At 57.2% G+C, this 23149-nt stretch carries 28 protein-coding genes and 1 tRNA gene; 17 read left to right on the top strand and 12 right to left on the bottom strand.

What is annotated here, in order from left to right; translation table 11 throughout:
• The first annotated feature begins 8 nt into the window (after positions 1-8).
• The 7 genes from atzF to AC3IUF_RS07075 all read left to right on the top strand — a co-directional run bounded on the left by atzF (position 9) and on the right by AC3IUF_RS07075 (position 6427).
• Positions 9-1781 carry an allophanate hydrolase gene (atzF, locus tag AC3IUF_RS07105; protein ID WP_489280781.1) on the top strand — a complete coding sequence of 591 codons (1773 nt, stop codon included), beginning with the start codon at positions 9-11 and terminating at the stop codon, positions 1779-1781.
• Between the two features lie 276 nt (positions 1782-2057).
• Positions 2058-3545 carry a sensor domain-containing diguanylate cyclase gene (locus tag AC3IUF_RS07100; protein WP_489280779.1) on the top strand — a complete coding sequence of 496 codons (1488 nt, stop codon included), beginning with the start codon at positions 2058-2060 and terminating at the stop codon, positions 3543-3545.
• A complete protein-coding gene (locus tag AC3IUF_RS07095) occupies positions 3538-3768 on the top strand; it encodes a cysteine-rich CWC family protein (protein WP_007911468.1) in 231 nt (76 codons plus the stop codon). Before AC3IUF_RS07100 ends, AC3IUF_RS07095 begins: the two co-directional genes overlap by 8 nt.
• A gap of 33 nt (positions 3769-3801) precedes the next feature.
• Positions 3802-4494: a pseudouridine synthase gene (locus tag AC3IUF_RS07090; protein WP_273914384.1), complete on the top strand. Its 693-nt coding sequence runs from the start codon at positions 3802-3804 to the stop codon at positions 4492-4494.
• A gap of 316 nt (positions 4495-4810) precedes the next feature.
• Complete coding sequence (locus AC3IUF_RS07085) at positions 4811-5695, top strand: alpha/beta fold hydrolase (protein ID WP_007911470.1); 885 nt, start codon at positions 4811-4813, stop codon at positions 5693-5695.
• A 158-nt stretch (positions 5696-5853) separates the two neighbouring features.
• Positions 5854-5927: transfer RNA gene (locus AC3IUF_RS07080), tRNA-Gly, on the top strand.
• A 254-nt stretch (positions 5928-6181) separates the two neighbouring features.
• Positions 6182-6427, top strand: coding sequence for a hypothetical protein (locus AC3IUF_RS07075; protein WP_007911471.1), 246 nt, complete (start codon positions 6182-6184; stop codon positions 6425-6427).
• Here AC3IUF_RS07075 and AC3IUF_RS07070 read toward each other — a convergent pair.
• Positions 6383-6901 (bottom strand): BRCT domain-containing protein, encoded by a 519-nt coding sequence (locus AC3IUF_RS07070; RefSeq protein ID WP_042704881.1) that lies wholly within the window; start codon positions 6899-6901, stop codon positions 6383-6385. The two genes, AC3IUF_RS07075 and AC3IUF_RS07070, sit on opposite strands and share 45 nt — an antisense overlap.
• 366 nt (positions 6902-7267) lie before the next feature.
• On the opposite strand from AC3IUF_RS07070, the gene AC3IUF_RS07065 reads away from it, so the two are divergent.
• From AC3IUF_RS07065 to AC3IUF_RS07050, 4 genes are all read left to right on the top strand, one after another.
• Entirely contained in the window at positions 7268-7447 is a 180-nt protein-coding gene (locus AC3IUF_RS07065) for a type II toxin-antitoxin system HicA family toxin (RefSeq protein ID WP_007911472.1), read from the top strand.
• Positions 7448-7483: 36 nt separating this feature from the next.
• Complete coding sequence (locus AC3IUF_RS07060) at positions 7484-7891, top strand: type II toxin-antitoxin system HicB family antitoxin (RefSeq protein WP_463542512.1); 408 nt, start codon at positions 7484-7486, stop codon at positions 7889-7891.
• A 143-nt stretch (positions 7892-8034) separates the two neighbouring features.
• Entirely contained in the window at positions 8035-8352 is a 318-nt protein-coding gene (locus AC3IUF_RS07055; protein ID WP_007911474.1) for a helix-turn-helix domain-containing protein, read from the top strand.
• The gene (locus AC3IUF_RS07050; RefSeq protein ID WP_007911475.1) at positions 8345-9622 is read left to right on the top strand and encodes a type II toxin-antitoxin system HipA family toxin; all 1278 of its coding nucleotides are present in this window, start codon (positions 8345-8347) and stop codon (positions 9620-9622) included. The genes AC3IUF_RS07055 and AC3IUF_RS07050 overlap by 8 nt, the downstream gene beginning before the upstream one ends.
• A 58-nt stretch (positions 9623-9680) precedes the next feature.
• Here the strand turns inward: AC3IUF_RS07050 and AC3IUF_RS07045 are convergent, their stop codons facing one another.
• Positions 9681-10043, bottom strand: a complete 363-nt coding sequence (locus AC3IUF_RS07045) for a DUF6124 family protein (protein WP_489280776.1) — start codon at positions 10041-10043, stop codon at positions 9681-9683.
• A gap of 572 nt (positions 10044-10615) precedes the next feature.
• On the opposite strand from AC3IUF_RS07045, the gene AC3IUF_RS07040 reads away from it, so the two are divergent.
• Positions 10616-11344 carry a class I SAM-dependent methyltransferase gene (locus AC3IUF_RS07040; protein ID WP_095113805.1) on the top strand — a complete coding sequence of 243 codons (729 nt, stop codon included), beginning with the start codon at positions 10616-10618 and terminating at the stop codon, positions 11342-11344.
• A 160-nt stretch (positions 11345-11504) separates the two neighbouring features.
• Here the strand turns inward: AC3IUF_RS07040 and tam are convergent, their stop codons facing one another.
• Complete coding sequence (tam, locus tag AC3IUF_RS07035) at positions 11505-12275, bottom strand: trans-aconitate 2-methyltransferase (RefSeq protein WP_489280775.1); 771 nt, start codon at positions 12273-12275, stop codon at positions 11505-11507.
• Between the two features lie 377 nt (positions 12276-12652).
• On the opposite strand from tam, the gene AC3IUF_RS07030 reads away from it, so the two are divergent.
• The 3 genes from AC3IUF_RS07030 to AC3IUF_RS07020 all read left to right on the top strand — a co-directional run bounded on the left by AC3IUF_RS07030 (position 12653) and on the right by AC3IUF_RS07020 (position 14353).
• Positions 12653-13156 (top strand): inclusion body family protein, encoded by a 504-nt coding sequence (locus AC3IUF_RS07030; protein ID WP_007911481.1) that lies wholly within the window; start codon positions 12653-12655, stop codon positions 13154-13156.
• A gap of 125 nt (positions 13157-13281) precedes the next feature.
• Positions 13282-13821, top strand: a complete 540-nt coding sequence (locus AC3IUF_RS07025; protein WP_007911482.1) for an AidA/PixA family protein — start codon at positions 13282-13284, stop codon at positions 13819-13821.
• Between the two features lie 121 nt (positions 13822-13942).
• Positions 13943-14353 (top strand): low affinity iron permease family protein, encoded by a 411-nt coding sequence (locus AC3IUF_RS07020; protein WP_038358294.1) that lies wholly within the window; start codon positions 13943-13945, stop codon positions 14351-14353.
• Positions 14354-14439: 86 nt separating this feature from the next.
• On the opposite strand, the gene AC3IUF_RS07015 is transcribed toward AC3IUF_RS07020, so the two are convergent.
• The 8 genes from AC3IUF_RS07015 to AC3IUF_RS06980 form a co-directional block, all read right to left on the bottom strand.
• Positions 14440-14943, bottom strand: coding sequence for a DUF4142 domain-containing protein (locus AC3IUF_RS07015; protein WP_007911484.1), 504 nt, complete (start codon positions 14941-14943; stop codon positions 14440-14442).
• Positions 14944-15019: 76 nt separating this feature from the next.
• Complete coding sequence (locus AC3IUF_RS07010; protein ID WP_007911485.1) at positions 15020-15175, bottom strand: KGG domain-containing protein; 156 nt, start codon at positions 15173-15175, stop codon at positions 15020-15022.
• 116 nt (positions 15176-15291) lie between these two features.
• On the bottom strand, positions 15292-16641 hold the full coding sequence (locus tag AC3IUF_RS07005; RefSeq protein WP_007911486.1) for a sensor domain-containing protein: 1350 nt from the start codon (positions 16639-16641) through the stop codon (positions 15292-15294).
• Between the two features lie 79 nt (positions 16642-16720).
• Positions 16721-17359: a LysE family translocator gene (locus AC3IUF_RS07000; protein ID WP_095113810.1), complete on the bottom strand. Its 639-nt coding sequence runs from the start codon at positions 17357-17359 to the stop codon at positions 16721-16723.
• Between the two features lie 60 nt (positions 17360-17419).
• Positions 17420-17836: a fosfomycin resistance glutathione transferase gene (gene fos / locus AC3IUF_RS06995; protein WP_489280773.1), complete on the bottom strand. Its 417-nt coding sequence runs from the start codon at positions 17834-17836 to the stop codon at positions 17420-17422.
• A gap of 4 nt (positions 17837-17840) precedes the next feature.
• Complete coding sequence (locus AC3IUF_RS06990; protein WP_007911492.1) at positions 17841-18557, bottom strand: PA3715 family protein; 717 nt, start codon at positions 18555-18557, stop codon at positions 17841-17843.
• A 37-nt stretch (positions 18558-18594) separates the two neighbouring features.
• Positions 18595-19329, bottom strand: coding sequence for a PA3715 family protein (locus AC3IUF_RS06985; protein WP_007911494.1), 735 nt, complete (start codon positions 19327-19329; stop codon positions 18595-18597).
• Positions 19330-19349: 20 nt separating this feature from the next.
• A complete protein-coding gene (locus tag AC3IUF_RS06980; RefSeq protein WP_489280771.1) occupies positions 19350-20261 on the bottom strand; it encodes a LysR substrate-binding domain-containing protein in 912 nt (303 codons plus the stop codon).
• Between the two features lie 78 nt (positions 20262-20339).
• On the opposite strand from AC3IUF_RS06980, the gene AC3IUF_RS06975 reads away from it, so the two are divergent.
• A complete protein-coding gene (locus AC3IUF_RS06975; protein WP_095113814.1) occupies positions 20340-20828 on the top strand; it encodes a DMT family transporter in 489 nt (162 codons plus the stop codon).
• Positions 20829-20995: 167 nt separating this feature from the next.
• On the opposite strand, the gene AC3IUF_RS06970 is transcribed toward AC3IUF_RS06975, so the two are convergent.
• Positions 20996-22324, bottom strand: a complete 1329-nt coding sequence (locus AC3IUF_RS06970) for an NHL repeat-containing protein (protein ID WP_489280769.1) — start codon at positions 22322-22324, stop codon at positions 20996-20998.
• 219 nt (positions 22325-22543) lie between these two features.
• Between AC3IUF_RS06970 and AC3IUF_RS06965 the strand changes: the two genes are divergently transcribed.
• Positions 22544-23149: a hypothetical protein gene (locus AC3IUF_RS06965; protein WP_414915391.1), complete on the top strand. Its 606-nt coding sequence runs from the start codon at positions 22544-22546 to the stop codon at positions 23147-23149.

Here is a 23149-nt window from a genome sequence, read left to right as displayed (position 1 = left end):
ATCAACTCATGAATCTGCAACTCGATGTTCTGCGCCAGGCCTATCGCAATGGCGACACAACACCACGTCAACTGCTGGCGAAACTGCGCGAGAAAGCTGCCGCGCTGAACCCGGATTATCACCTGTTCATTCATCTGCTCAGCGTCGTTGAACTGGAGCCCTACCTTGCCGCCCTCGACGGCCGCGACCTCGACAGTCTGCCGCTGTATGGCGTGCCGTTTGCGATCAAGGACAACATTGATCTGGCGGGTATTGCCACCACCGCCGCGTGCCCGGACTTTGCTTATGTGCCGGAGCGCTCGGCGACCATCGTCGAGCAGTTGATCGCCTTGGGGGCGATTCCGCTGGGCAAGACCAACCTCGATCAATTCGCCACGGGGCTCAACGGCAGCCGCTCGCCGTATGGCGCGTGCCCGAACAGCGTGCTGACGGAGTATCCGTCCGGTGGCTCCAGCGCCGGTTCGTCGCTGGCGGTGGCGTTGGGCGTGGCGAGTTTTGCCTTGGGCACTGACACCGCAGGCTCCGGTCGGGTGCCGGCGGCGCTGAATAATCTGGTTGGATTGAAGGCGAGCAAAGGCCTGATTTCCACGGCCGGTGTGCTGCCCGCATGCCGCACGCTGGATTGCGTGACCACGTTTACCGCGACGGCGCGTGAAGCCAGTCAGTTGCTCGCGTTGATGGCAAAACTTGATCCGCGCGACGAATACAGCCGCCGCAATCCATCGTGGAATGACGGCTCGGCGTTTGGTGCGCCACGCGCATTTCGATTCGGTGTGCCGCGCGCGCAGGATCTCAAGTTTTTCGGCTGCGTCGAAGGCCCGCTGCTGTTCGGCGATGCCATCGACCGGCTCAAGGCCCTGGGTGGCGAAGCGGTTGAACTGGACCTGTCGCCATTCCTTGAAGCCGCGCGCCTGCTTTACGAAGGGCCGTGGGTCGCCGAACGCTATAGCGTGGCAGGCGAGTTGATGGAGCAGAATCCCGAAGCGGTTTTGCCGGTGATTCGTGCCGTGCTGGCCAAGGCGCCGGCGGTGAGCGGCGTACAGACCTTCCGTGCGCAATATCGGCTGCAAGCCTTGAAAGCGCTGTGCGATCAGGCACTCGAAGATCTCGACTGCGTACTCACACCGACTATCGGCCGCCCGGTGACACTGGCCGAACTGCACGCCGAACCGGTTTTGCGCAACTCCGAACTGGGTTACTACACCAACTTCATGAACCTGCTCGACTACGCCGCCGTCGCCGTGCCGAGCGGGTTTATGGCCAATGGATTGCCGTGGGGCGTGACGCTGTTTGGCCGGGCGTTCACCGATCAATATCTGCTGAGCGTGGCCGATGCGCTGCAGCGTCAGCAGGACTCGGCATTGCCCACGCCCGCAAACGTTGCGCGCCATGATCGCGCACGCATCGTGGTGTGTGGCGCGCATTTGCAAGGGTTGGCGTTGAACTGGCAACTGACGCAGCGTGGCGGGAGATTGCTGGAGACGACGTTGAGTTCGCCGGACTATCAACTGCACGCGTTGGCCGGCGGCCCACCGCTGCGTCCGGGCATGGTGCGGGTCAAGGCTGGCGGTGTGGCGATTGCGGTGGAGGTGTGGGAATTGCCGAGCAGTGAGTTGGGCTCGTTCCTCACCGGGATTCCGGCACCGCTTGGGTTGGGCAAGGTGCAACTGGCGGATGGACGTTGGGAGAGCGGGTTTATTTGTGAGCCGTATGGTCTGGAAGGGGCGCTGGACATCAGCCATTTGGGGGGATGGCGGGCGTATCTTGAAACTCGGAGTTGATCCAGAAACCAGCCCTCACCCTCTCCCGGAGGGAGAGGGGACTGACCGAGGTGTCTTTAAGATAGTTGCCATTCGGTGATACCGAGCCGAACACAATTTTTGAAATCACCACAATCTAGCTCCCTCTCCCTCCGGGAGAGGGCTGGGGTGAGGGAGCGATCCTCCACACACACCCTCAACGTCATATCCCCCGCCATTTCAGGCATAAATCCCGCAGTCTTTTCCCGGCCATCCCACTAGAATGCATGCCATCGGGCCACTGCTAACGGATCTGCCATGCCGCTTCGTTCTCCCCTGTACTCGCAACGCTCACTGGTCCTGACGCTGATCGCCCTGCTCGGCGCCGGGTTCCTTGCCACGTCGTTACTCAGCTACTACGCCTCCCGCGCGTCGATCCGCGACAACATCGTCAACACCGAACTGCCGCTGACGTCCGACACGGTCTACTCGGAAATCCAGAAAGACCTCGTCAGGCCGATCCTGATTTCCTCGATGATGTCCCGCGACACCTTCATGCGCGACTGGGTGGTCAACGGCGAGCAAAATCCCGAGCAGATGACCCGCTACCTCGACGAAGTCATGACCCATTACGGCGCCTACACGGCTTTCTTCGTCTCCAACAGCACCCTCACCTACTACCACGCCAAAGGCGTGCTCAAGCAGGTCAAGGTCGATGAGCCGCGCGACGCCTGGTACTTCCGCGTGCGCGACATGAAGGACCCGTACGAGATCAACGTCGACCCGGATCTGGCTAACAAGGACAACCTGACGTTCTTCATCAACTACAAGGTTTACGACTATCACAATCGCTTCATCGGCGCGGCCGGGGTCGGTCTGACCGTGGACGCGGTGATCAAGTTGATCGACAAGTATCAACAGCGCTATCAACGCAGCGTGTACTTCGTCGACACCTTCGGCCGACTGGTGTTGACCGGCGCCGAGGGCGGGCCTGAAGGCGCGCACATCGGTCAGAGCCTGAGTGAACTGGAGAGCATGAAAAGTCTGGTGAGCCAGTTGCCGAAACCGCACAGCGGCAGCTACGAATATTCCGCTCATGGGCAAGGGCATTTCCTCAACGTACGGTTTATTCCGGAGCTGAACTGGTACCTGTTTGTCGATAAACGCGAAGACGGCGCGCTGAGTGAGATTCGCCAGTCGCTGTACCTGAATCTGCTGATCTGCCTGCTGGTGACGCTGATCGTTCTGGCGCTGCTCAACCGCGTGATCAAGCGTTATCAAAGCAAAATCCAGGCGCAGGCCATTCTCGACAGTCTCACCGAACTGCCCAACCGCCGTGGCTTCGACATTCTCGCCGCGCAGGCTCTGCACGAAGCCCAACGCGAAACCAAACCGCTGACGGCGTTGCTGCTCGACCTCGATCATTTCAAGGTGTTGAACGACACCTACGGGCACATGGCCGGCGATCAGGTATTGATCGGTTTTGCCCGCGACCTGCAAAGTTGCCTGCGCCACGCCGACATTGTCTGCCGCTGGGGCGGTGAGGAATTTATCGTTTTACTGAAGGACACCGACGGCGACACCGGTCAGAAAATTGCCGAAAAGATCCGCCAACACGTCGAACAGCACGAATATGCCTACGACGGCCACCGCCTCCATCTGACGGTAAGCATCGGCGCCACCACCCTGCAACGCGATGACACCTTGCACAGCCTGCTGTCGCGGGCCGATCATGCGATGTACCGGGCCAAACAAACCGGCCGCAATCGCACCTGCGTGGAAATGCCTCACTCGACTTATGCCTGATTCTGACGTTAAACCCGACCATTGCCCGGCCTGCGGCGCCCGCAACGACTGCAGCCTCGCCGACCCGCGCAGCGCCGACCGCGAATGCTGGTGCTATGGCGTGAGCATCGACCCGGCCGTGCTTGAAGCGCTGCCGCCAGAACTGCGCAACCAATCCTGCCTGTGCCCGCGTTGCGCGCAAGTCGAGGCGCAACTGCAAGCGGCCAAGCGGCCGATCCCGTAAGATGCGCGCCCCTTCATTTACTGAAACCTGAACATGCGCGTCGACCGTTTCCTCAGCAACCTGCCCCGCTACAACCGTCAGCAGGTTCGCCTGTTGCTGGTGGAAAAGCGCGTGCGGATTGACGGAAAAGTCGTCAGCGATCCGCACAGCGAAGTGCTGGAATTCAGCCGTGTCGAAGTCGATGACGAAGTGCTACAAGTCGGCAAAGCGGCGCGCTACTTCATGCTGCACAAGCCGCCGGGCTGCGTCAGCGCCACCCGCGATCCGCAACATCCGACCGTGCTCGACCTGATCGATGAGCCGGACAAGGACGATCTGCACATCGCCGGACGCCTGGACTTCAACACCACCGGCCTGATGCTGATCACCAACGACGGCGCATGGTCGCGACGCCTGACCCAGCCGCAGACCAAACTGCCAAAGGTCTACTACGTCGAGACCGAGCAGGAGATTGGCGCGCAATATGCGATCACCTTTGCCGAGGGCATCTACTTCGCCTTCGAAGACCTGACGACGCAACCGGCGCAGCTGGAGCTGCTTGGCCCACGGTCGGCGCGGCTGAGCATCGTCGAAGGTCGCTACCATCAGGTGAAGCGCATGTTTGGTTTCTTCAACAACAAAGTCCTGCGCCTGCACCGCGAATCCATGGGGCTTCTACACCTCGATAACGCGCTAAAACCGGGCGAGTACCGCGCTTTGCGCACCGAAGAGATCCATTTGTTCTAAGCCGGCGACCGCTCAGCAGAAGTTGTCGAACAATTTACCAACGGCACTTGCGCGATCCCGACTCCCCTGCTTGAATCAGGACGTCGGCCAGATTGTGACCGATGAGTCACAACATACATCCAAGAAACTTTTTGCCGGTAGAGAGCCTTCAAGGCTCCGCCTCAGCCGGCAGACTGCCCGCCAATAACAATACCCGTCGACCGCAGTCATGGATCGACATGGGCCAAGCAAATTCCAGGCGTATGCCTACCTGTCACAAAGCTCGTGCAATCTCTATTTGCGCGCATACCCGCTTGCTTGCCAGGAGTCTTATGACATGAGGCCAGAAATCGCTGTGCTGGATATACAGGGTCAGTATCGGGTTTACACGGAGTTCTATCGCGCAGACGCCGCAGAAAAGACCATCATCCTGGTCAACGGCTCGATGGCCACGACTGCGTCGTTTGCACAGACTGTGAAAAACCTGCACCCGCAATTCAACGTGGTCTGCTACGACCAGCCCTACGCGGGCCGGTCAAAAGCCCACAATCGCCACGAGAAACATCTGACGAAGGACGTCGAAGGGCAGATTCTGCTCGAGCTGATCGACCACTTCGCCGCCGAACACGTGCTGTCGTTTTCCTGGGGCGGCGCCGCGACCCTGGTCGCTCTCGCCCACCAGCCACGGCGCATTGAACGGGCGGTGATCAGCTCGTTCTCGCCAGTGATCAACGCGCACATGCTCGATTACCTCGAACGCGGCGTCGACTACCTCGGCCAGCGCGACGGCGACCGCGTCGGCCATCTGGTCAACAGCACCATCGGCAAACACCTGCCGTCACTGTTCAAACGCTTCAACTATCGCCACGTCAGCAGCCTGGCCGAGCACGAATACGGGCAGATGCACTTCCACATCAGCGACGTACTGCACAGTGATCGGCAGTGCTATCTGAACGCAGCGAAAAAGATCAACGTGCCAGTGCTGTTTCTAAACGGCGAATGGGACGAATACACCGCTGCCGAAGACGCACGCCTGTTCGGCAACCACGTGGCGCAGAGCACGTTCACCACGCTGCAAGCCACCGGGCACTTTCTCGACATGGAACACAAGGCCGCGTGCCGCGACAGCCAGAACGCCCTGCTCGGCTTTCTGAAACCGGCACAGCAGACCAGCCGAACGCGTTACTCGTTTGTTCAGGATCAACATGCATTGGCTATTTGAAAGAGTGTCATCGCGCGCGAGGCTGCGGGGCTGGGATTTTGCTTTACGCACCGCAGTGCTCGCCCGCGATTGACCGTTTTCAGTGATTCAAAGCGTTCATGAGTAAAAGAAAAACTTCAAATCCGTGGCCGAGTCTGGTACAAAGTCAGCCGCTCTGAGCGGGTATAGTTTAATGGTAGAACAGTAGCTTCCCAAGCTTCCGACGAGGGTTCGATTCCCTCTACCCGCTCCACTCAATTTTTGTCTCACGTTGTTTTTTTTGACGGGGGATGCAGCGATAGAAAAAACCGGCCTATAGGGCCGGTTTTTTTGTGGCTGGGATTTGAGGTTGGCCAAATGGGGCAGTTCGGAACCTTTCAGAAACACTCCGCTAGTTGAAGATGCGCTCTCCCCCTGTACGCTTTTGTTCTCTCTAACGACAATCCTTGAGAAGCGTGCGAGGCACGAAATGGTACCCATGCTCGGGATCTATGAAGGGGCAATTCCATGACAATCGAATTCGAAGGGGAGTACGCAAGCCCATTCGCAGACTTCATCCGTAATGCGAAATCCCATGAAAAAAAGCGAGTTTACCGTGAAGTGCTGACCGCAGCTACCAAGAAGCAGAATGAGGTGATGCTGGCTGCATGTAACAAGCATTCGGCGGTTGGTGCAGTTTCAATGCGCAGGCTGAGCGAAGTGATGACTTCAGGGGATTTCTCCCGTTGTGATCAGATTCAAGAATTGCTCTGAGTTGATGATGAAAGCTCCAGCCTCAAGTGCCTTGGAAACTTTGGTTGGCCCCGCATTTTCACCATAACAAAGAAACGTCAGCGTCTTGCCTGCCGTACTCATGACCTTCAACCCATATTCCACTGCCTTTTGCTCAAGCTCAGCCCGTTGTGCAGCTGCGAACCCAGTGAAAAGAATTTGATTGATCCTACCCGGTGACATTTTCGGATCAGGCGTTTGCGAAGCGGCTTCTGAAGCAACGAGCGCCGGTGGCTTTCGATCGTGCTGAAGCCTCGGAGAAGGAGGAGCGGCCTCCTTTAAGAGCAGCTCAGCCCCAAGCAATACTTCGATGATGCGATCCTTGCGATAGGTTTTAGGAAAGGTATCGCTGGCCGATCGTCCTTGAATGTAAACCGAATTCTCTGACCATTGAATCAACTCCCGCTGACTTAAATCGCCCTTTGCATCTCTATAGCTGAATTTTAGAGTCGACATCCGTTTCACTCCCTTCTGACGATCACATGGGCAAATTCCATGCATAACTACGCTGGCTATATCGAGAGGTGATTTCCTTTCAACAGGCTCGTTGAGGGTCCATGACCTTCGCCCATTAGAGTTCAACGTTAGCAGCCCGAGCAGTGACGTCAGAAAAAGATGTGTTCCATTATTTTGCAGCGGAAGATCGCCACATGAACATAAGCAAAACCCGGTAACACACCCACCTCACCATCGCTTCTGCCTTATCTAGACTGCGCTAAGCGACCCCGCCCGTCAGAGGACCACTACCGCCCGGTGGTTATAGTGTTGATCATATTAGTTCAATGGGTATAGTACCCACCAAGCACACCACAGGGAGGTGTTGTGAATAGCCGTTTTTTAATCGGCCAACTCGTCGCAGACGGTTGGTATCTGGTAAGGATCAAAGGAAGTCACCATCACTTCAAGCACCCGAGCAAACCAGGACTGGTCACCGTGCCACATCCAAAAAAGGATCTGCTGAAGAAAACGGCCATCAGTATTTTGCAGCAGGCGCTGCTTTGACTCTCTGAGTCAGTTGCGCCATGGAGGACAACGAATATGCTCTACCCGATTGCGATTTCAATTGGCGATGACCATCACGCCTGGGGTGTAGAAGTCCCGGACATTCCTGGATGCTTTTCCGCCGGAGAGGATATGGACGATGCCGTCGCCATGGCTCGCGAAGCCATCGAAGGTCATTTCGAGATTCTGGCGGACGACGACGCCCCCATTCCAGCGGCCAGCAAACTGAGCCTGCACGTGGCCAACCCGAAATACGCCGGTTGTGCATGGGCCGTGGTGGATATCGATGTGCTCAAGTATTTGGGCAAAGCCCAAAAGCTCAACATCACCCTGCCGGGCCATTTGCTCAATCGCATTGATGAGTATGTGTTGCATCACCCGGAAGAGAAAAGCCGCTCGGGCTTTCTGGCGTCGGCGGCTCTGAAAGTTTTGCAGCAGGGTTGAACCTTGGCGCGTCAACCCGTGCTGGCCTATCCTACCCATTAAACCTAATTACATTTTCTTGTGAGTTAAAGGATATTTTCAGGTTTAATCCACAGTATATTGCGTACTGAGAATCAAAACTGAACGCCGACGGTACACACGACATGCTGGATTTAAGCCTCACCACCGCAAGCGAGATCGTCAAACGGATTTGCCACCGCCTGCGCACAGAACGATTGGCTTTGGAGATGACACAGGCAGACGTGGCCGCTCGCGCGGGCATTGCGACGAATACGGTGTCAAACCTTGAAGCCGGTCGTAATGTGAGTTTCGACAACATGGTGCGAGTGGCAATGGTTCTCGGGCGCGAAAAGGAACTCGAAGGGTTGTTTCTGCCAAGGCTCGAAACTCTAGACGATATCATTCGCTACGAAAAAACGGCCAAGCGTCATCGCATCAAAAGGAAAGCCGACAATGCTTGAACAAGTGGACGTCTACTACGAGGGCTGGGGTGAACGTTGGCGGTGGGGCACACTTGCTTCGACGAAAGCCCTGACCGGTCGCCCGCAGGTCATGTTTGAGTACAGCGATGAGGCAAAAAACAGAGGGCTGGAACTCTCCTCCTTGAGGCTTCCATTACAGGGAGCCAGGTTAAACCGGGATTTCCCGTCACATCAGTTGGGACTGCCTGGGCCGGTTTATGACTCGCTGCCAGATGGCTGGGGCATGTTGCTGATGGACCGATTGTTCAAACGTCGAGGCCTCAACCCCGCGCGCATAGGCCCCTTGGAGCGGCTAGCCTACATTGGCAACAATGCCATGGGGGCCATGTCGTTTGAACCTGTTGCACCCGAGGCGCTGGAACCGCAAATGCATGTTCCCATCGAGTTGCTCGCGTCCGAAGTGCAGGAAGTACTCAAAGGTAAAGGTGGAGAGCTTCTCCAGAAGCTGCTACTGGTCGGAGGTTCTCCACAAGGCGCCCGACCAAAAGCGCTGGTGTATCGCGATCCGCACACTGACGCCTTTACTACGGCTGCCACTCCCGGTTTCGAAGCCTGGTTGGTGAAGTTTCCGGCTCAGCAAGAACATCCCGAGGTGTGCGCCATCGAAATGGTCTATGCCGAATGTTTACGCTTGTGCGGTATCCAAACCCCTGACACTCGTTATTTCAGCCTGTCTGAAGGAATGGCCGCTTTTGCCACCAAACGCTTTGACCGACAAAACGACTTGCGGGTGCCCATGCAGAGTCTTGCAGCCTTTACCGGTGCGGACTTCAGATCCCCAGGGGCGCTGGACTACGTCAACTTCTTGCGTGCGACTCATAAGTGCAGCAATGACGTACGAGAGAAAGCCGTAGCGTTTGAGCGGGTCGTCTTCAATGTCGCATTCAATAACCGAGACGACCATCCGAAGAACTTTGCTTACATCATGTCGCCTGGCGGAGACTGGAAATTAGCGCCGGCCTATGACGTCACTTTCTGCGAGGGGCCGGGAGGCTATCACCAGATGGACGTGATGGGTGAAGCCTTGGAAATTGGAAGAGAACACCTGCTCAACCTTGCAGTGGAGGCTGAAGTAAACGCCGCTACGGCCGCCGACATCATTGACCGATTTTGCGAGGTGGCTAGCCGATTCACAGCCATGGCTGAAAGTTTGTATCCGGGTGTGATCACCCAGGAAACCTTGCGCACCATTCAACAACGCATCGACCAAAACATCGGGCTACTTGCCGGAAGTCGTGCTGCCAGGTAGCCGTCTCGAGAAACCGGCACTCATTGGCCGGTTTCTTTGGCTTCTTGAAGCGAAAGGGTTAACCCGCCGGCACAACCTTATCCAGCGCCTGATTCACCGCCAATTCCCCCAACATGACGACCTGCGCGATGCCGAGTGCAGTCTTGCGGTGCGAGGTGTCGAGCAGCGCGGCGAAGTTGTTGAGCAGGGTGGTGGCCGAGCCGAGTGTTTCGCTGGCGTTGGCCAGCAGGGATTCGGTGTCATAGGCAGGGTTGGCGAGGTACATCGGTTCGGGTTCGCGGGAGGAACCCATGATCTGCGCGGTCGGGCTGAGGTAGTGGTCGAGCGCGCGTTCGGCGGCTTCGTGGAATTTCTTGGAATTGGGTGATTCGTAGGGGGATGCCGGATCGGTTTCCGGCGGATTGGGCGTAACTTTGAACATTGGATTGAGACCTTTTAGTAAGGCCGCAACCGATCTCGCTACTAAACGGATGGGTGGCAGCTGTGCGCAAGTTAGTAGACCGGACCCCAATCCAAATCCGGCGCACCCGAGGGCGCCATGCGCACAGCCACCATCAGGTGCAGGCATTCGCCTGACTGAGTGGTACTCATGCAGCTATTTAGATTGAGGATACCGGGCTACTAAACCCGATCACTGGAAATCAGTGACGCGAACCAAGTTACCGACCGCCCCCCAAGCGCACAAGCCGGCGGATTCTGGCGTAGCGGTAGGCAACGGCGCAAGGATTTGTAGGCTTCAGGACGTAACACCGCACGCCTCTAAACACTTCAGTCGGAACATGTTTATGAAGCGATAACAAATAGCGATTTCCCCGACATTACAGATCCACAACACTCCACCGGTTTTCACCTCCCGCCCAACCGACTAGCATTTCCTCATCAACCACCACCCTCCCCCTGCGCGGCCATCGACGAATACGCGCCATCACTTTCGAGGGATTCCAATCGCGGCCACATTGCCGCTGACGACCGAACTCAAAAGAGCACTTCACCATGACGCAAAACATTTACGACGATCCCGAATTCTTCCAGGGTTACAGCCAGATGAACCGTTCCATCGGCGGCCTCGACGCGGCGCCGGAGTGGCCAGCGCTCAAGGCGCTGTTGCCCTCCATGCATGGCCTGAACGTGGTGGATCTGGGCTGCGGTTATGGCTGGTTCAGTCGCTGGGCCATTGAGAATGGCGCGGCCAGTGTCTTGGGGCTGGATGTCTCGGAAAAGATGCTGGAGCGGGCACGGGAGACCACCACGACGGCGAATATTCGCTATGAGCGCGGCGACCTGGAACAGCTCGACCTGCCCGCCTGCAGTTTCGATCTGGCTTACAGTTCGCTAGCGCTGCATTACATCAAGGATCTGCCGGGGTTGTTTGCGCACCTGTACGCGGCGCTGAAACCGGGTTCGCATTTTGTGTTTTCCATTGAGCATCCGATCTTTATGGCGCCACGTAATCCGGGTTGGTTGATTGACGCTGAAGGCAACAAGCGTTGGCCGCTGGACAGCTATCAGTTGGAGGGTGAGCGAGTTACGAATTGGCTGGCTGAGGGCGTGATCAAGCAGCATCGTACGGTTGGGACGTTGCTCAATTCGCTGATCGATGCAGGATTCACGATTCGACATGTCAATGAATGGGGGCCGAGCGATGCTGAAGTGGCGGCGCAACCGGCTCTGGCAGAAGAGCGAGAGCGGCCGATGATGATGTTGGTGGCGGTGCAGCGCTGAGCCCTCACCCTAACCCTCTCCCAGAGGGAGAGGGGACTGACCGCAGCGCCAGTACGAGCTACGCCGACGTGCGAAATCGAGGCGAACTCAGGTTTTGCAAGCAACACCAATCGGCTCCCTCTCCCTCGGGAGAGGGCTGGGGTGAGTGGGCCAATTTATTTCAGCGCGTCGCAACGATAAATAACCGTGGAAATGGCAACAACACCGAGCCATCCGCCAATGCCGGATAAGCCTTCTCAACCTTCGCCAGATATTGCTCCAGGTACTGCGCCTTTTCCGCCTCGCTCAACGGACTCAAAAACGGAATCAACCCGCTGCCCTTGAACCACTCCACCACCCCCGCCGCCCCGCCGGACAGCTGATGGTGATAGGTCGTACGCCACACATCGACCCGCGCGCAGTGTGGTCGCAGCATCGAGAAATAATCACTGGCGCTGGCCATGTCGGTACGTTGCCCCGCAGCGCCGGAAAGCTTGCTCGCCCACGGACCATTAGCAGCGACTTCACGCATCAAGCGGTGTGAGGATTCATTGAGATTGTCCGGCATCTGGATCGCCAGGCTGCCACCGGCCGACAACTTGCTAGCCAACGCCGGCAACAACGTCGCGTGATCCGGCACCCACTGCAACACGGCATTGGCGAAGATCACATCGAACGGCCCGGCATCAGCCCACTGATCAATCTCGGCCACCTCGAACTGCAAATCCGGCAAGCGTTTGCGAGCCGCGTCGATCATGTCTGCCGAGCTGTCCAGCCCGCTGACCTTCGCCCCGGGAAAACGCTGCACCAGCAACTCCGTCGAGTTGCCGGGACCGCAACCGATATCGACCACAGTTCGCGTTTCAGGCGTAGGAATCGCGGCGAGCAGATCGCGGGCCGGGCGGGTGCGTTCATCTTCGAAAGCGACGTATTGTTTGGCGGACCAACTCATTGCGTTCTCCTGTCGGGACATACCAGCGGTTCGTCACGATACAGGCCGCACAGCAAACAGTTCCAGAGCGACTGAATTGCAAAGGGTGTCGGACCAACCCATCGGCTTATCGCCAATGGGTTGGTTCTAATAAATCAGGTGACCGTCCGTCGAGCCAGACAAAAGCGATTTTGACAGCTAAAAAATCATACCTATAGTCAAGGAGCGGCAATCGGAAGGAACCCGAATCAGTCGATTTCGTGCAAGGAGCACGGCCTGTTCATTTCTCGTGATCAGTGGGTTCCCCCCAGTAGTGTGCTCGCAAAAGCCATACGGCAAGCAAGCGTCGTCGTGCCTGGATTGCAGTCCGACGTTCACTATGAAAAAGGAGCATCACCATGTCTCGAGTGACGGATATTCTGGTTTCCATCGACACCGAAACCATTCTGAAAAAATATCCAAACATCAGCAAGGATCCGAAGAACCCAACGCTGATTGATTGGAAACATGTGTACATGGTCACCAATCAGGACAACGTCGTCAGTGGTCAGGCCGGTGGCGAACTGGATCTCAAGGCTCAGGTCGGCGATCTGATCCGCTGGCGTGAAACCAGCCTGTCGCAGAGCTTCGAACAGGCGGTAATTTTCTACAAATTCGTCCCCAACGCCGGAGAGAACCTGATCTCGCCGCCCTCGCCGCGCAAGGCCACAGCGTGCGTTGCTGTGCCCAACACGAGCAATCCATCCGTACCAAGCTGCCAGAAAGTCGACAACCACTATTGGTCATCCGAAACCCTCGACTGTGGTCGCGTGACCTATCACTTCCACTTCCTGATCGTCGATCGCAACTGCCAGATCATCGGCTGCTGTTCGTGGGATCCGTTCATCTCCATTCATAACTGATGATGTGTCGAGCCCTTTGGTGACAAGGGGCTCAACCGATCCGCTGCCGCTGCGGCCGGAACAGGAAGTGTTGCCTTGACCGAAGCGGCTGTCGTTTTGTGCCAACATCATGAAAGGAATCCATGATGACCAGCGAACCGATCCCGTCGCCCTCATCCGGCGTTAGCAGCGCACACAACGTGTTGCTGATCGTCGATGCCGAATCAGTACTGAAGCATTACCCAAATCCAAGTCTGGACGCCGCCGCGCCGACGAGCATTACCGATGGTTTTATCTTTTTCGCAACTGGTAACAATCCGAAAGAAATAGTCATAAATGACAGCTCAATAACAATCCAGGTCGAAACTGGCTGCGACCTGCACGTTCGTGGACGCTCCGTCAGCCTGATCGCCGAACACAGTGTGGTTGTGTACCGCATGACCGTGGCTGATAGCGGTGTGCTTTCCGAACCGAACCTGCAAATTCATACCAACCTGACGGTGCCCGCGCCCAACCCGGACGACCCGACCACGCTGGGCAGTCGAAAAGCTGACGACCACTATTGGACCTGCACGCCGAAGAAACCTGGCGATGTGCAATGCGAACTGAGTTTCATGCTGGTCAATCAGCAGTGTGAGGTGGTGGGTTACTTCCACTGGACCGTCGACGTCGAACTCGAGGTTTAGAGTACCAATGCCAAAACCGGTCGTGAGGCCGGTTTTTCAGGGACATCTTGCACATCAGTAGAATTTTCATAACGTCGCCAATGTCTGAATTTCAAGCATTCCCCCAATAAGGAACACGGCTATGAAATTCGCAAAAATCTCCCAGAAGCTCGCTCTATGGGCCGGTAGTCCGAAGACCTTCATGGGCGCGTTGATCCTGATCGGGTTGTGGGGTTTGAGCGGGCCGATCTTCGACTACAACGACACTTGGCAACTGATCATCAACACCTCGACCACCATCATCACCTTCCTGATGGTGTTCCTGATTCAGAACACGCAGAACCGCGACACCGACATTCTTCATTTGAAAATCGATGAATTGCTGTTGGTGACCAAAGAAGCGCAAAACGCAATGCTCGGGCTGGAGGCGCTGGATTTGAAGCAGCTGGAGGCGTTGCGCAGACACTACCGCTCGCTGGGCGAGGGTGAGGTGTTCAATCTTGAGGGATTGGGCGAGAAGAGTAAGTCGAAGCAGGATTTAAATGAGTGTTGAGGATTGAAAGCAAAAGATCGCAGCCTTCGGCAGCTCCTACAGGGATTGAGTAGGAGCTGCCGAAGGCTGCGATCTTTTGCTCTTGATTAGCGGCTGGCCTGCAACTGGCGAGCCATCTCCAGATGGCTTTGCAGTTTCGGCAAGGTCTCGTCAGCAAACGCCTTGATCTCCGGCACGTCGGTGGTCTGCGCTTCCTGCTGAATCTGCTCGATGGCCTCTTCAGTGGCTTTGACCTGACTGGCGGCGTAGGCCTGATCAAAGGAGGCGCCGTCGGTCACTTGCGGCATCAATTCCTTGGCCTTGTCGGCCAGCTCTTCACGAGGCGCGACGGGCAGGTCAAGTTTCTTGGCGATTTTCGCCAGGTGCTGGTTGGCCGTCGTGCGGTCGTTGATGACGACGATGGTGTAGTCCTTGACCTCTTTCGATTCGGCCTTGCTGTGGGCCAGACGACTGGCCTCGATGTCGGCCATGCCTTTGGCCGAGGCATCGTTGATGAAATCGGCGGGCGACTGGGCAAAAGCGCTGCTGGCACAGAGGCCCAATAGCGATGCAAAACTCATGGTGCGTATACGGGTGGCCATTCGGCTCATGGTCGCGCCCTCCTTACTTGCAAAATTCAAGCGGGAGCTTACGCCCCCGCCTCTCAATCAAAACTACCTTCACCGACTACTTCGATTTCTGAGCGGGCTTGCGGCCCATGTCTGGTTTTGGCTCTTTGTCGACGGTCGTTGTGGTGGTTTTCCCACCTTTGCGACCTGCTTCAGAGGCCTTCGTTCGATCGTTGGCGAAGTTTCCCGAGTTCGAGTTTCTTGAGTTAGGCATGATTCTCTACCTCTTGGTAATGATCGTGGCGAGCAGGTGCCCGCCTAGATTGAGAATTTTCTGGCCGGCAAAGGTTTAGAAAAATTGCAGTCGCTGCGACGAACGGCGGCCCCGGATCAACTATTCAACGCGTGATGGTTCAGGCGTTTGGCGGCGTACATCGCCTGATCGGCATGGCGAAACAGTTGCTGCTCTTCACTGCCGTGCTCTGGATAGCGGGCCACGCCGATACTTGGTTCGATGTGCAGGTTGTGGCCATCGAGACGCATCGGTTGCACCAGCACCTGTCGGATTTTTTCCGCCACGCCGTCAGCATCTTCCGAGACCTGGACACTGTGCAGCAACACGACAAATTCATCGCCGCCGATTCTGGCCACGGTATCGGTTTCCCGCACGCAGCCCTTGAGGCGATTGGCTACGGTTTGCAGGAGCATGTCGCCGACGGCGTGACCAAAGGTGTCATTGACCTGTTTGAAGCGGTCCAGATCGACATACAACAAGGCCATGTGCCCGGATTGCTCGCGCGCGCTGGCCAACGCAGCCTTCAAGCGATCGCGCAGCAATTCACGATTGGGCAACTGCGTCAGTTGGTCGTACTGCGCCATACGTCGCAGGCGGGCGTGCAATTGCTGACGCTCGATGGCCGTGGCGACCTGGGCGCAAACGTATTGCAGCAGTTCCTTGTCTTGCTCGGTGTAGCGCTCGCCGCCGGGCAGGCTTTTGACGATCAAGGCGCCGATGGTGCCGTTTTTCGAGTTCAACGGCACACCGAGCCAGCAAGGCGCGTTCTGCCCGGCCACCAGTTCGGCGAAATCGGCTGGGGAATCTGCACTGTCCGGCGTCAGAAGAATCGGCTGGCCGCTACGGATAACTTCCGCGCACAGGCGTCCGGTGACGGTGCCCGGTTGCTCGGGCTGCAATTCGTGATCATCGACGTGATAAGGGAAATTCAGTTGTGCGCAGTGCTCGTCGTACAGCGCCACGGAGAAATTCATCGCTGGCAACCATTCGCCGATGATCAGATGAATACGCTTGAACAGCGCCAGCAGATCTTCCGCCGCATGCGCCGCTTCGGAAATCGCGTACAACGCTGCCTGGCGCGATTCGGCCTGTTTGCGCTCGGTGATGTCGCGCGCCACGGCGATGCGCAGTTGATCGACTTCCGACCAACGCGCCGACCAGAGGATATGCACGACGCTGCCGTCCTTGCGCAGGTAACGGTTTTCGAAGTTGAGCTTGGGTTCGCCGCCCATGATTTCGTTTGCGGCTGCGAGAGTGCGCTGCCGATCCGCCGGGTGCACCAGCTCGATCATTTGCCGGCCGATCAACTCTTCAGGCGAATAACCGAAAACACGCTCACAAGCGGCACTGACAAAAACGAAACGACCCTGCTTGTCGACCGCGCAGACGGCGTCCAGCAACAGATCGATAAAACTCGCCAACGGCGCGGAATTTCGGCTTTCCATGGTTCAGCGTGGGTGTCCGGACAATGCAGCACTGATCAACCATCCCTGACCTTTTTATTGCGCCTCCCTGCACACATTTTCAAGCCTTGTTCGGCATCAGCCCCGGCAGTGCATGCACCAGCGCGTTGATGGCAAAACCGATAAACATCACGCCGCACAAGCGGGTGATAAGCAACTCATGACGCTGATACAGCGTGCGAACCCGTTGCGCGCCAACCACGCCAATCAGAATAGCGTAGGCCAGCAGGCCGCCGAGGAAACTCAGGGCAATCAACGCCGGCAGCATCGACCAGTTGAGCAGTTCGGCGCGGCTCGACAACAGCGCGGTGAAGGTCGCGACCGCCACCGGATAGGCCTTGGGATTGGTCAAGCCGAACAGAATGCCGTGCCAGAACGGATTGCGCGCCGCGCCCTGCGGCTCGTCACCGTTGCGACGCTGGGCGCGCACCGCGCGCCAGCCGAGCCAGAACAAGTACAAACCGCTGAGCACACCGAGCACATCAAACGCGGTGCTGCCGATTTCCCGGGCGCCGACAATTGCGATCAGCGCCGTACTGCACCAGACCACATCACCGAGCAGGTGCCCGCAAAGAAACCCCGCCCCGGCCCGTCGCCCGTGGGCTGCACCGATGCCAAACACCGCCAGCACCCCCGGCCCGGGCGTGATGCCGTAAATGAAACCCGAGGCCAGCACGGCCATTAGCAACGATGGAGTCATGGAAAACCTGCAAGCGCCAGAACACGTGGCCGCCAGTCTATAACAGACAAATGTGTCTGATCATGACTCGTCGTAAAAACGCATGCCGGCGTACGGTTTTTGCCGACACGCTGCCAGCCGTGAAGCGAGATCGCCGACGTGAATTTCCAGCTTGTGGCCGTCGGGATCGAGAAAATAGAACGACGCACCTTCGCTGCGGTTATCGCGCCACTCTTGCACGTTTGCCGCTTTTAGCTTCTGCACGAACGTTGAGAAATCGGCTGCATCGAGGCTGAAAGCGTAATGGGTGTAATCGGCGCACGGTTCGCTTGAACGCAGCGGATCAAGCGACAGACACAACCACAGCCCCGGCAGCGACAGGTAAGCGCCGGCATCCCACGTGGCTTCGACGCGCAACTGCAGCAGATCACGGTAGAAGGCGAGGCTGCGATTCAAATCGCTGACCGCGAAGGTCAGATGGTTGAGGCCGGTGAGCATCGGGTCAGTAACCTCTGAGGTCTTCGGGGACGATGTATTGCTGGCCGTCGTAGGTCAGGGTGATCTGTTTTTGCTTCAGACGTGTGGTATTGGAAACGCACTCTTTACCCGACTGGGTGTTTTTCATTTTGCTGCCGCTGGTCGTGACGATCAAATCGGCCAGACCATGATGACTGGAAGAGCCGATCTCGACGGTTCGGCGAATCGTCTTTGTGTAGCCTTCGCAATCATTCATGAACTCGCCATTGCTCTTGGCAACCACCAAGCCCTCCAGCACCGGACGCAACTCATTGCCTTCGCGAACATACAGCGCCAGATCGGTTTTCTCGTAGGGAATGGCGTGGGAACTGTGCGCGAACTTTGAACGCAAGCCGAAAGCCCGAACCTCCGGCGCCAGTCGATAACGGGCAGTGTCGATGCGCAGATCCTCAAAGCGCACGGCATCGGAGTTGTAAGCCCCCGGTTTACGGTAAGTGACGATGGGGTTGTAAGTGCTCGCATTGACGATCGACAGATCCAGATCGAACACCCCGGCCTCATCGTCGCCGGCGTCGGCAAGGTAAGTGGATTTAACCGAAATCGCCTGGCTCTGCACGGCCGGCCAGACTTTGCAGCGCGACAGGGATTTGCCGTCGAAGTCTTTGGTCTGGCAAGCGGCCTGGGCTTGAGGAACGAGGGCCAGAATACTGAGGGCTATAAGGAGTCTGGTGGGCGTGAGCATTGTTCTTCCTTGATAAAAGTCGGGTTAAGCAGGCCGGTTAAAGGCCTTTGAATTCTTGCGGCAGGACGTACGCTTTTCCGTCGTAGCGGAGAGTGGTCAGCACGGGCTTGTCGTTCGTAGTCTTCATTTCGCAATTGTCAGGCGATCCTTCTCCGACGAGACCGGTGGTGACTGATTTAACGACAAGGTCGGCAAAACCATGAGAGCTGGTTTTACCCATTTCGATGGTGCGAACAGTGGTCGCGCGTTCTCCCGCGCAATTGCCGTCCCATTCACCACTGAAGCGGTAAACCACTAATCGATCCAACACAGGACGCAGTTTGCTTCCCTCTTTCACATAGAGCGACAGCACGGTTTCATCCAATGGATTAACGCGAGACGAGCCTTTGAAATTTGCCCGAATACCAAAAGCACGAAGTTCAGGCGTGAGTTTGTAGCGCGCGGTGTCGATCTGCACGCTATCCAGCGCGAACGCATCAGAAAAAAATGCAACAGGTTGATGGTAAGTGGCGATGGGGGTTGGGTCGTCTGCTGATAAAACGGATAAACCCAAATCGTAAGAGCCAATCTTATCGCCATCGGTGTCAACTGGATCCGGCTCAAACTTCAATAGCAAAGAGATGGTCAGCCCTGGATAAGCAGGCCAATCCTTGCACTGGCCAAAGTCCCAGTTTCCCGACACCGCGGGTGGCGTGCAATCGGCCAATGCCTGCCCCGCCAGCAACCACCCGCACAATACCGCACACCCGATCCAGCCAGACTTCACTGTCACTTCCTTCTCCTTGTACCTTTTCAGCCGCGCACTATCCCCTCCTCAATCGTCCGATTCAACCAGTTCAACGCTTGATCCCCGCCCCGCCGCTTATGCCACGCCAGCACAAACGTGAATGGCGCAATCTCGAACGGCGGCGGCACCACGATCAGTTCGCGCTGATCAATCTCGCGCACGCTGCGTGAAGACACCGTAAGAATCAGATCCGTGCCACTGATGAACTGCGGCGCGACGTTCCAGTGCGGCAGGCTGATCGCGACGCGGCGACGCTCACGCAATGACGTCAATGCGCGCTCGATTTCCGGCGTGCCGCTGCCGCGCATTTCCAGCAGTACATGTGGACGTGACAGGTAGGTCGGCAAATCCAGAACACCGTTGCCCGGCAACATCTGTCGATCCAGCAGGCAGACGTAGCGCTCTTCAAACAGTACCGAGCTGCGCAGTTCGTGGGGCATTTCCGGGAAGACGCCGGCGGCGACATCGATATCGCCATTGAGCACGCCTTCCAGCATGCCTTCGCGACTGGCATGGCTGATTTGCAGGTCGATCCCCGGCGCTTCCCGGCGCAGGGTGCGGATCAGCGTAGGCAGAATGATCGCTGCGCCGTAGTCCGACATCGCCACGCGAAACGTCCTGCGCGCACTCGCCGGATCGAAGGTGTTCGGCGCCAGCAGCGATTGCACCTGAGCCAACGCTTCGGCCAGCGGCGCGACCAGTTCCAGCGCTCGCGCGGTGGGCACCAGCGTCGAGCCGGCACGCACCAGCAGCGGATCGCCGAGCAGATCGCGCAACCGTGCCAGCGCATGGCTGACCGCCGGTTGACTGAGGTGCAAACGCTCGGCGGCGCGGGTGACGTGCTGCTCGCTGAGCAAGGCGTCGAGGATCACCAACAGGTTGAGGTCGATACGGCGCAGATCATTCATCTGATGCATGTACTGGATGACGAAACGGAATTTAAATCTGCTCGACGAATACCCTAGAGTCCAGCAAAACCTCTTGGAGTGATGAACATGAGTACGTTGCAGTGGGCCGGTTTGCTGGTGCTGGCCGCGTTTGCCGGGGCGGTGGTGCCGTTTCAGAGTGCGATCAACAGCAATCTTGCGCGTGGGCTGGGACATCCGTTGTGGGCGACATTGGCGTCGTTGCTGGTCAGCGTGATCGTGTTGCTGCCGGTGATTCTGGCGTTGCGTTTGCCATTGCCGTCGTTGGCGTTTATCAGCAAGGCGCCATTGTGGATGTGGGCCGGTGGTGCGTTTGGTGTGTGTTTTGTGGCGTTGGCGGTAGCGTTGTTGCCCAAGCTTGGCGCTTCAGGGTTTGTCGCGCTGGCGTTGGCAGGGCAAGTCATTGCGTCGATGGTGCTGGATCACTTCGGGTGGTTCGGGCTGGTTGAGAAACAACTGACGGTATCGCGGGTATCGGGCGCGCTGTTGTTGATTGCCGGAGTGGTGTTGATTCAGTTTGGCGGGGTGTTTGAGAAGAATACAGTGGCTGCTGGATGATCGTTTGAATCGATGTTTTTCAGTGTCTGGAAGTCAGTCTTCGCGAGCAGGCTCGCCCCCACAGGGGATCGAATTTCAATGTGGGAGCGGGTTTGTTTGCGAACGCGTCACAGCAGGCCACCGATCTCGGAGGATTGCCGTTCTGCCAATCAACCGACGGGGGGATTTCACAGATCACTGACCGATGCGGTAAGCAAGCGAATCAGTTGCACCCTGCCATTTCTGTTCCCCAAGACCAGCACCGATGAATTCTGCATACAGGCACTCTTGGCAGGCCACTCGATCTGCGCCGCACCCTCGACGTTGAATGCCGGATCCACGGCGCCATTTGCCAAAAAGCCTCCCGTCAGTAAACCTCGTGTGCCCCCCGAGGTTTGTCCAACCGTGACGATTCGATGGCCGGCGCTGTCATCCAGGGCGAACCCTTCCGTCCAGCTCCTGAGATCGAGGGTCCCTGTCGCAGGGGTGATAACCGGATATTTGCCATTGAATGTTTCATCCTTTTCGCCGGTGTGGGTGATGCCGCTGATAAACGCGTGCTGGAATTTGTCCCCTGCCGACGCTTCGACCGCCGAACCGAGCAAGAGCAAGCGCTCTGACGTTTGCACAATGACCTGCTCGACCGAGCTTTCGAGCGGCTTGTCATCCTGTTCAAGGTTCAACAGCAATGTCCCCTTGTTGCCAAACGCCTCTGCGACGTTTCCGCTGCTGTCGAACGCCATGACCAATCCCTGATTGGTTATTTCCGTTTTGCCATGCACCAGAATAAGCCCATCGTCGAGTTGGATGATCCCTCGCAATGAAATTGCCACCTCCTTAAGCGTCAGGACAATCCAGCCGTTGGCAGCGAACGATGAGTCGTCGGAGCCATCCAGTAGGAAGCGCGTCAGCAAGCCACTGCCCTTTTGCGAGGTCACGAAAAGCAGCCTGTCCGGCTCCGCCGCCAGGGGCGTGGACTTCGCCAGAATCAGACCGCCACCCGTGGCGCCTGTCAGCAGAGGAATACGCGTGGGCACAATCCGATAACCGCTTTTATGGTCATCGTCATCGTCATCGTCGCCGAACCCGGTATCAGGCGAGCCGTCGGGCATGAATCGAGCGATGACCTGTTGGTATTCGATGGCTGTGTCTTTGCTCTCGCCAATCACGCCGCACAGGTAGATCCGGCCGGTTGCATCCACGATCAACTGTCCGGCTTGCGAGAGCAGACCATTGCCAAATCGGCCGCGAAGATAGCCGCCATTACCAAAGCCCGGATCTGGATTGCCATTGGCATCCAGACGCGCCAGGCCGTAGTACGAAAGGCCCGATACCTCAACGGTTGCGCTGACCATGATTTGCCCCGACGGCGTTATCGCCACCCCATGGCCAATGGTCTTGCTCGCTCCGGGAAAATTCAGCGTTCGCAGGCCAAAGCGATCATCCAGCTCTCCTGCTGATTGTGCTTTTGCTGTTTTGGGGGCTTTCGATGCTGTGGGTGCTGTGGCTTTCGGCATGTTCGTGTGCTCCTAGAGAGATCGAAGTCGACCCCCGTTGTCAGAGCATTCGATCCGAAGTAGCCACGCCGGACAACTGACAGAAATGACAGTTTTTTAGAAGAAAATGAAATTGCGTATCAAGCAAAAAAAGCTAAAAAACTGGTAGTTTTTACAGGTTCGAAACGGGACACGCCGTGCCAGTGTTTCGTTTCAAATCAGCCTGAAACGAGAAACACAATGAGCACTCCCGACAAGCCCAACACGCAACCTGTCCCGCCCCCGACCATCACGTACCCCGAAAAGGACAAGAACACGGGGGTTGCAACACTGTTTCTCGGCAGCGGTATACCGGGTGCTCTGGTGCAGGTTTGGAACATTGAAGAGACGCATTCGCTGGGTGGAGGACAGGTCAGCAAAAATGGACGATGGGCGTTCAGCTTCAGCGGAGCCCAGTCCCCGGGGGAGCATGGGATTAAAGCCCGCCAGGAGGTGGAAGGCGTCAAGTCAGGTTGGAGTGAGGAGCGCAAATACAAGGTGCTCTTGCGGCCCCCCATCAACATTCCGGTCGTTATGGAACCGGAGGAAGAAGCCGAGGTAGATGCCGTTCCGGTCTTTCGTGGCGATGTCACGCAGCCCATCGGCAGAGTTAGCATTATCGATTTGGACAACGGCCTGGAGATTGCCAGAGCCGACGTCGACAGCGAAATGCAATGGCATACTCAACCTACCCTCCCCCTGAAGGAAGGCAGGTATCGAATATCCGCCATTCACAACATCAATGGAAAATTGTCTGATTGGGGCCGTGTTCGAACGTTTACGGTGACCTCTGAGGGCAAGGGCTGA

The organism is Pseudomonas sp. KH_040, assembly GCF_057839305.1.
The sequence above is the reverse complement of the archived record's forward strand: the minus strand, read 5'-3'. Positions and strand labels throughout refer to the sequence as shown.

What these genes read in the sequence shown, in the direction of transcription:
- AC3IUF_RS07050 (WP_007911475.1), top strand. Translation starts at nt 8,345, where the DNA reads ATGCTTGAACAAGTGGACGTCTACTACGAGGGCTGGGGTGAACGTTGG.
- AC3IUF_RS07075 (WP_007911471.1), top strand. Translation starts at nt 6,182, where the DNA reads ATGACAATCGAATTCGAAGGGGAGTACGCAAGCCCATTCGCAGACTTC.
- AC3IUF_RS06975 (WP_095113814.1), top strand. Translation starts at nt 20,340, where the DNA reads ATGAGTACGTTGCAGTGGGCCGGTTTGCTGGTGCTGGCCGCGTTTGCC.
- AC3IUF_RS07070 (WP_042704881.1), bottom strand. Translation starts at nt 6,901, where the DNA reads ATGTCGACTCTAAAATTCAGCTATAGAGATGCAAAGGGCGATTTAAGT.
- AC3IUF_RS06965 (WP_414915391.1), top strand. Translation starts at nt 22,544, where the DNA reads ATGAGCACTCCCGACAAGCCCAACACGCAACCTGTCCCGCCCCCGACC.
- tam (WP_489280775.1), bottom strand. Translation starts at nt 12,275, where the DNA reads ATGAGTTGGTCCGCCAAACAATACGTCGCTTTCGAAGATGAACGCACC.
- AC3IUF_RS07005 (WP_007911486.1), bottom strand. Translation starts at nt 16,641, where the DNA reads ATGGAAAGCCGAAATTCCGCGCCGTTGGCGAGTTTTATCGATCTGTTG.
- AC3IUF_RS07030 (WP_007911481.1), top strand. Translation starts at nt 12,653, where the DNA reads ATGTCTCGAGTGACGGATATTCTGGTTTCCATCGACACCGAAACCATT.
- AC3IUF_RS07090 (WP_273914384.1), top strand. Translation starts at nt 3,802, where the DNA reads ATGCGCGTCGACCGTTTCCTCAGCAACCTGCCCCGCTACAACCGTCAG.
- fos (WP_489280773.1), bottom strand. Translation starts at nt 17,836, where the DNA reads ATGCTCACCGGCCTCAACCATCTGACCTTCGCGGTCAGCGATTTGAAT.
- AC3IUF_RS07025 (WP_007911482.1), top strand. Translation starts at nt 13,282, where the DNA reads ATGACCAGCGAACCGATCCCGTCGCCCTCATCCGGCGTTAGCAGCGCA.
- AC3IUF_RS07060 (WP_463542512.1), top strand. Translation starts at nt 7,484, where the DNA reads ATGCTCTACCCGATTGCGATTTCAATTGGCGATGACCATCACGCCTGG.
- AC3IUF_RS07055 (WP_007911474.1), top strand. Translation starts at nt 8,035, where the DNA reads ATGCTGGATTTAAGCCTCACCACCGCAAGCGAGATCGTCAAACGGATT.
- AC3IUF_RS07045 (WP_489280776.1), bottom strand. Translation starts at nt 10,043, where the DNA reads ATGTTCAAAGTTACGCCCAATCCGCCGGAAACCGATCCGGCATCCCCC.
- AC3IUF_RS07085 (WP_007911470.1), top strand. Translation starts at nt 4,811, where the DNA reads ATGAGGCCAGAAATCGCTGTGCTGGATATACAGGGTCAGTATCGGGTT.
- AC3IUF_RS07015 (WP_007911484.1), bottom strand. Translation starts at nt 14,943, where the DNA reads ATGAGCCGAATGGCCACCCGTATACGCACCATGAGTTTTGCATCGCTA.
- AC3IUF_RS07095 (WP_007911468.1), top strand. Translation starts at nt 3,538, where the DNA reads ATGCCTGATTCTGACGTTAAACCCGACCATTGCCCGGCCTGCGGCGCC.
- AC3IUF_RS07040 (WP_095113805.1), top strand. Translation starts at nt 10,616, where the DNA reads ATGACGCAAAACATTTACGACGATCCCGAATTCTTCCAGGGTTACAGC.
- AC3IUF_RS07100 (WP_489280779.1), top strand. Translation starts at nt 2,058, where the DNA reads ATGCCGCTTCGTTCTCCCCTGTACTCGCAACGCTCACTGGTCCTGACG.
- AC3IUF_RS06970 (WP_489280769.1), bottom strand. Translation starts at nt 22,324, where the DNA reads ATGCCGAAAGCCACAGCACCCACAGCATCGAAAGCCCCCAAAACAGCA.
- atzF (WP_489280781.1), top strand. Translation starts at nt 9, where the DNA reads ATGAATCTGCAACTCGATGTTCTGCGCCAGGCCTATCGCAATGGCGAC.
- AC3IUF_RS07020 (WP_038358294.1), top strand. Translation starts at nt 13,943, where the DNA reads ATGAAATTCGCAAAAATCTCCCAGAAGCTCGCTCTATGGGCCGGTAGT.
- AC3IUF_RS07000 (WP_095113810.1), bottom strand. Translation starts at nt 17,359, where the DNA reads ATGACTCCATCGTTGCTAATGGCCGTGCTGGCCTCGGGTTTCATTTAC.
- AC3IUF_RS06990 (WP_007911492.1), bottom strand. Translation starts at nt 18,557, where the DNA reads ATGCTCACGCCCACCAGACTCCTTATAGCCCTCAGTATTCTGGCCCTC.
- AC3IUF_RS06980 (WP_489280771.1), bottom strand. Translation starts at nt 20,261, where the DNA reads ATGCATCAGATGAATGATCTGCGCCGTATCGACCTCAACCTGTTGGTG.
- AC3IUF_RS07010 (WP_007911485.1), bottom strand. Translation starts at nt 15,175, where the DNA reads ATGCCTAACTCAAGAAACTCGAACTCGGGAAACTTCGCCAACGATCGA.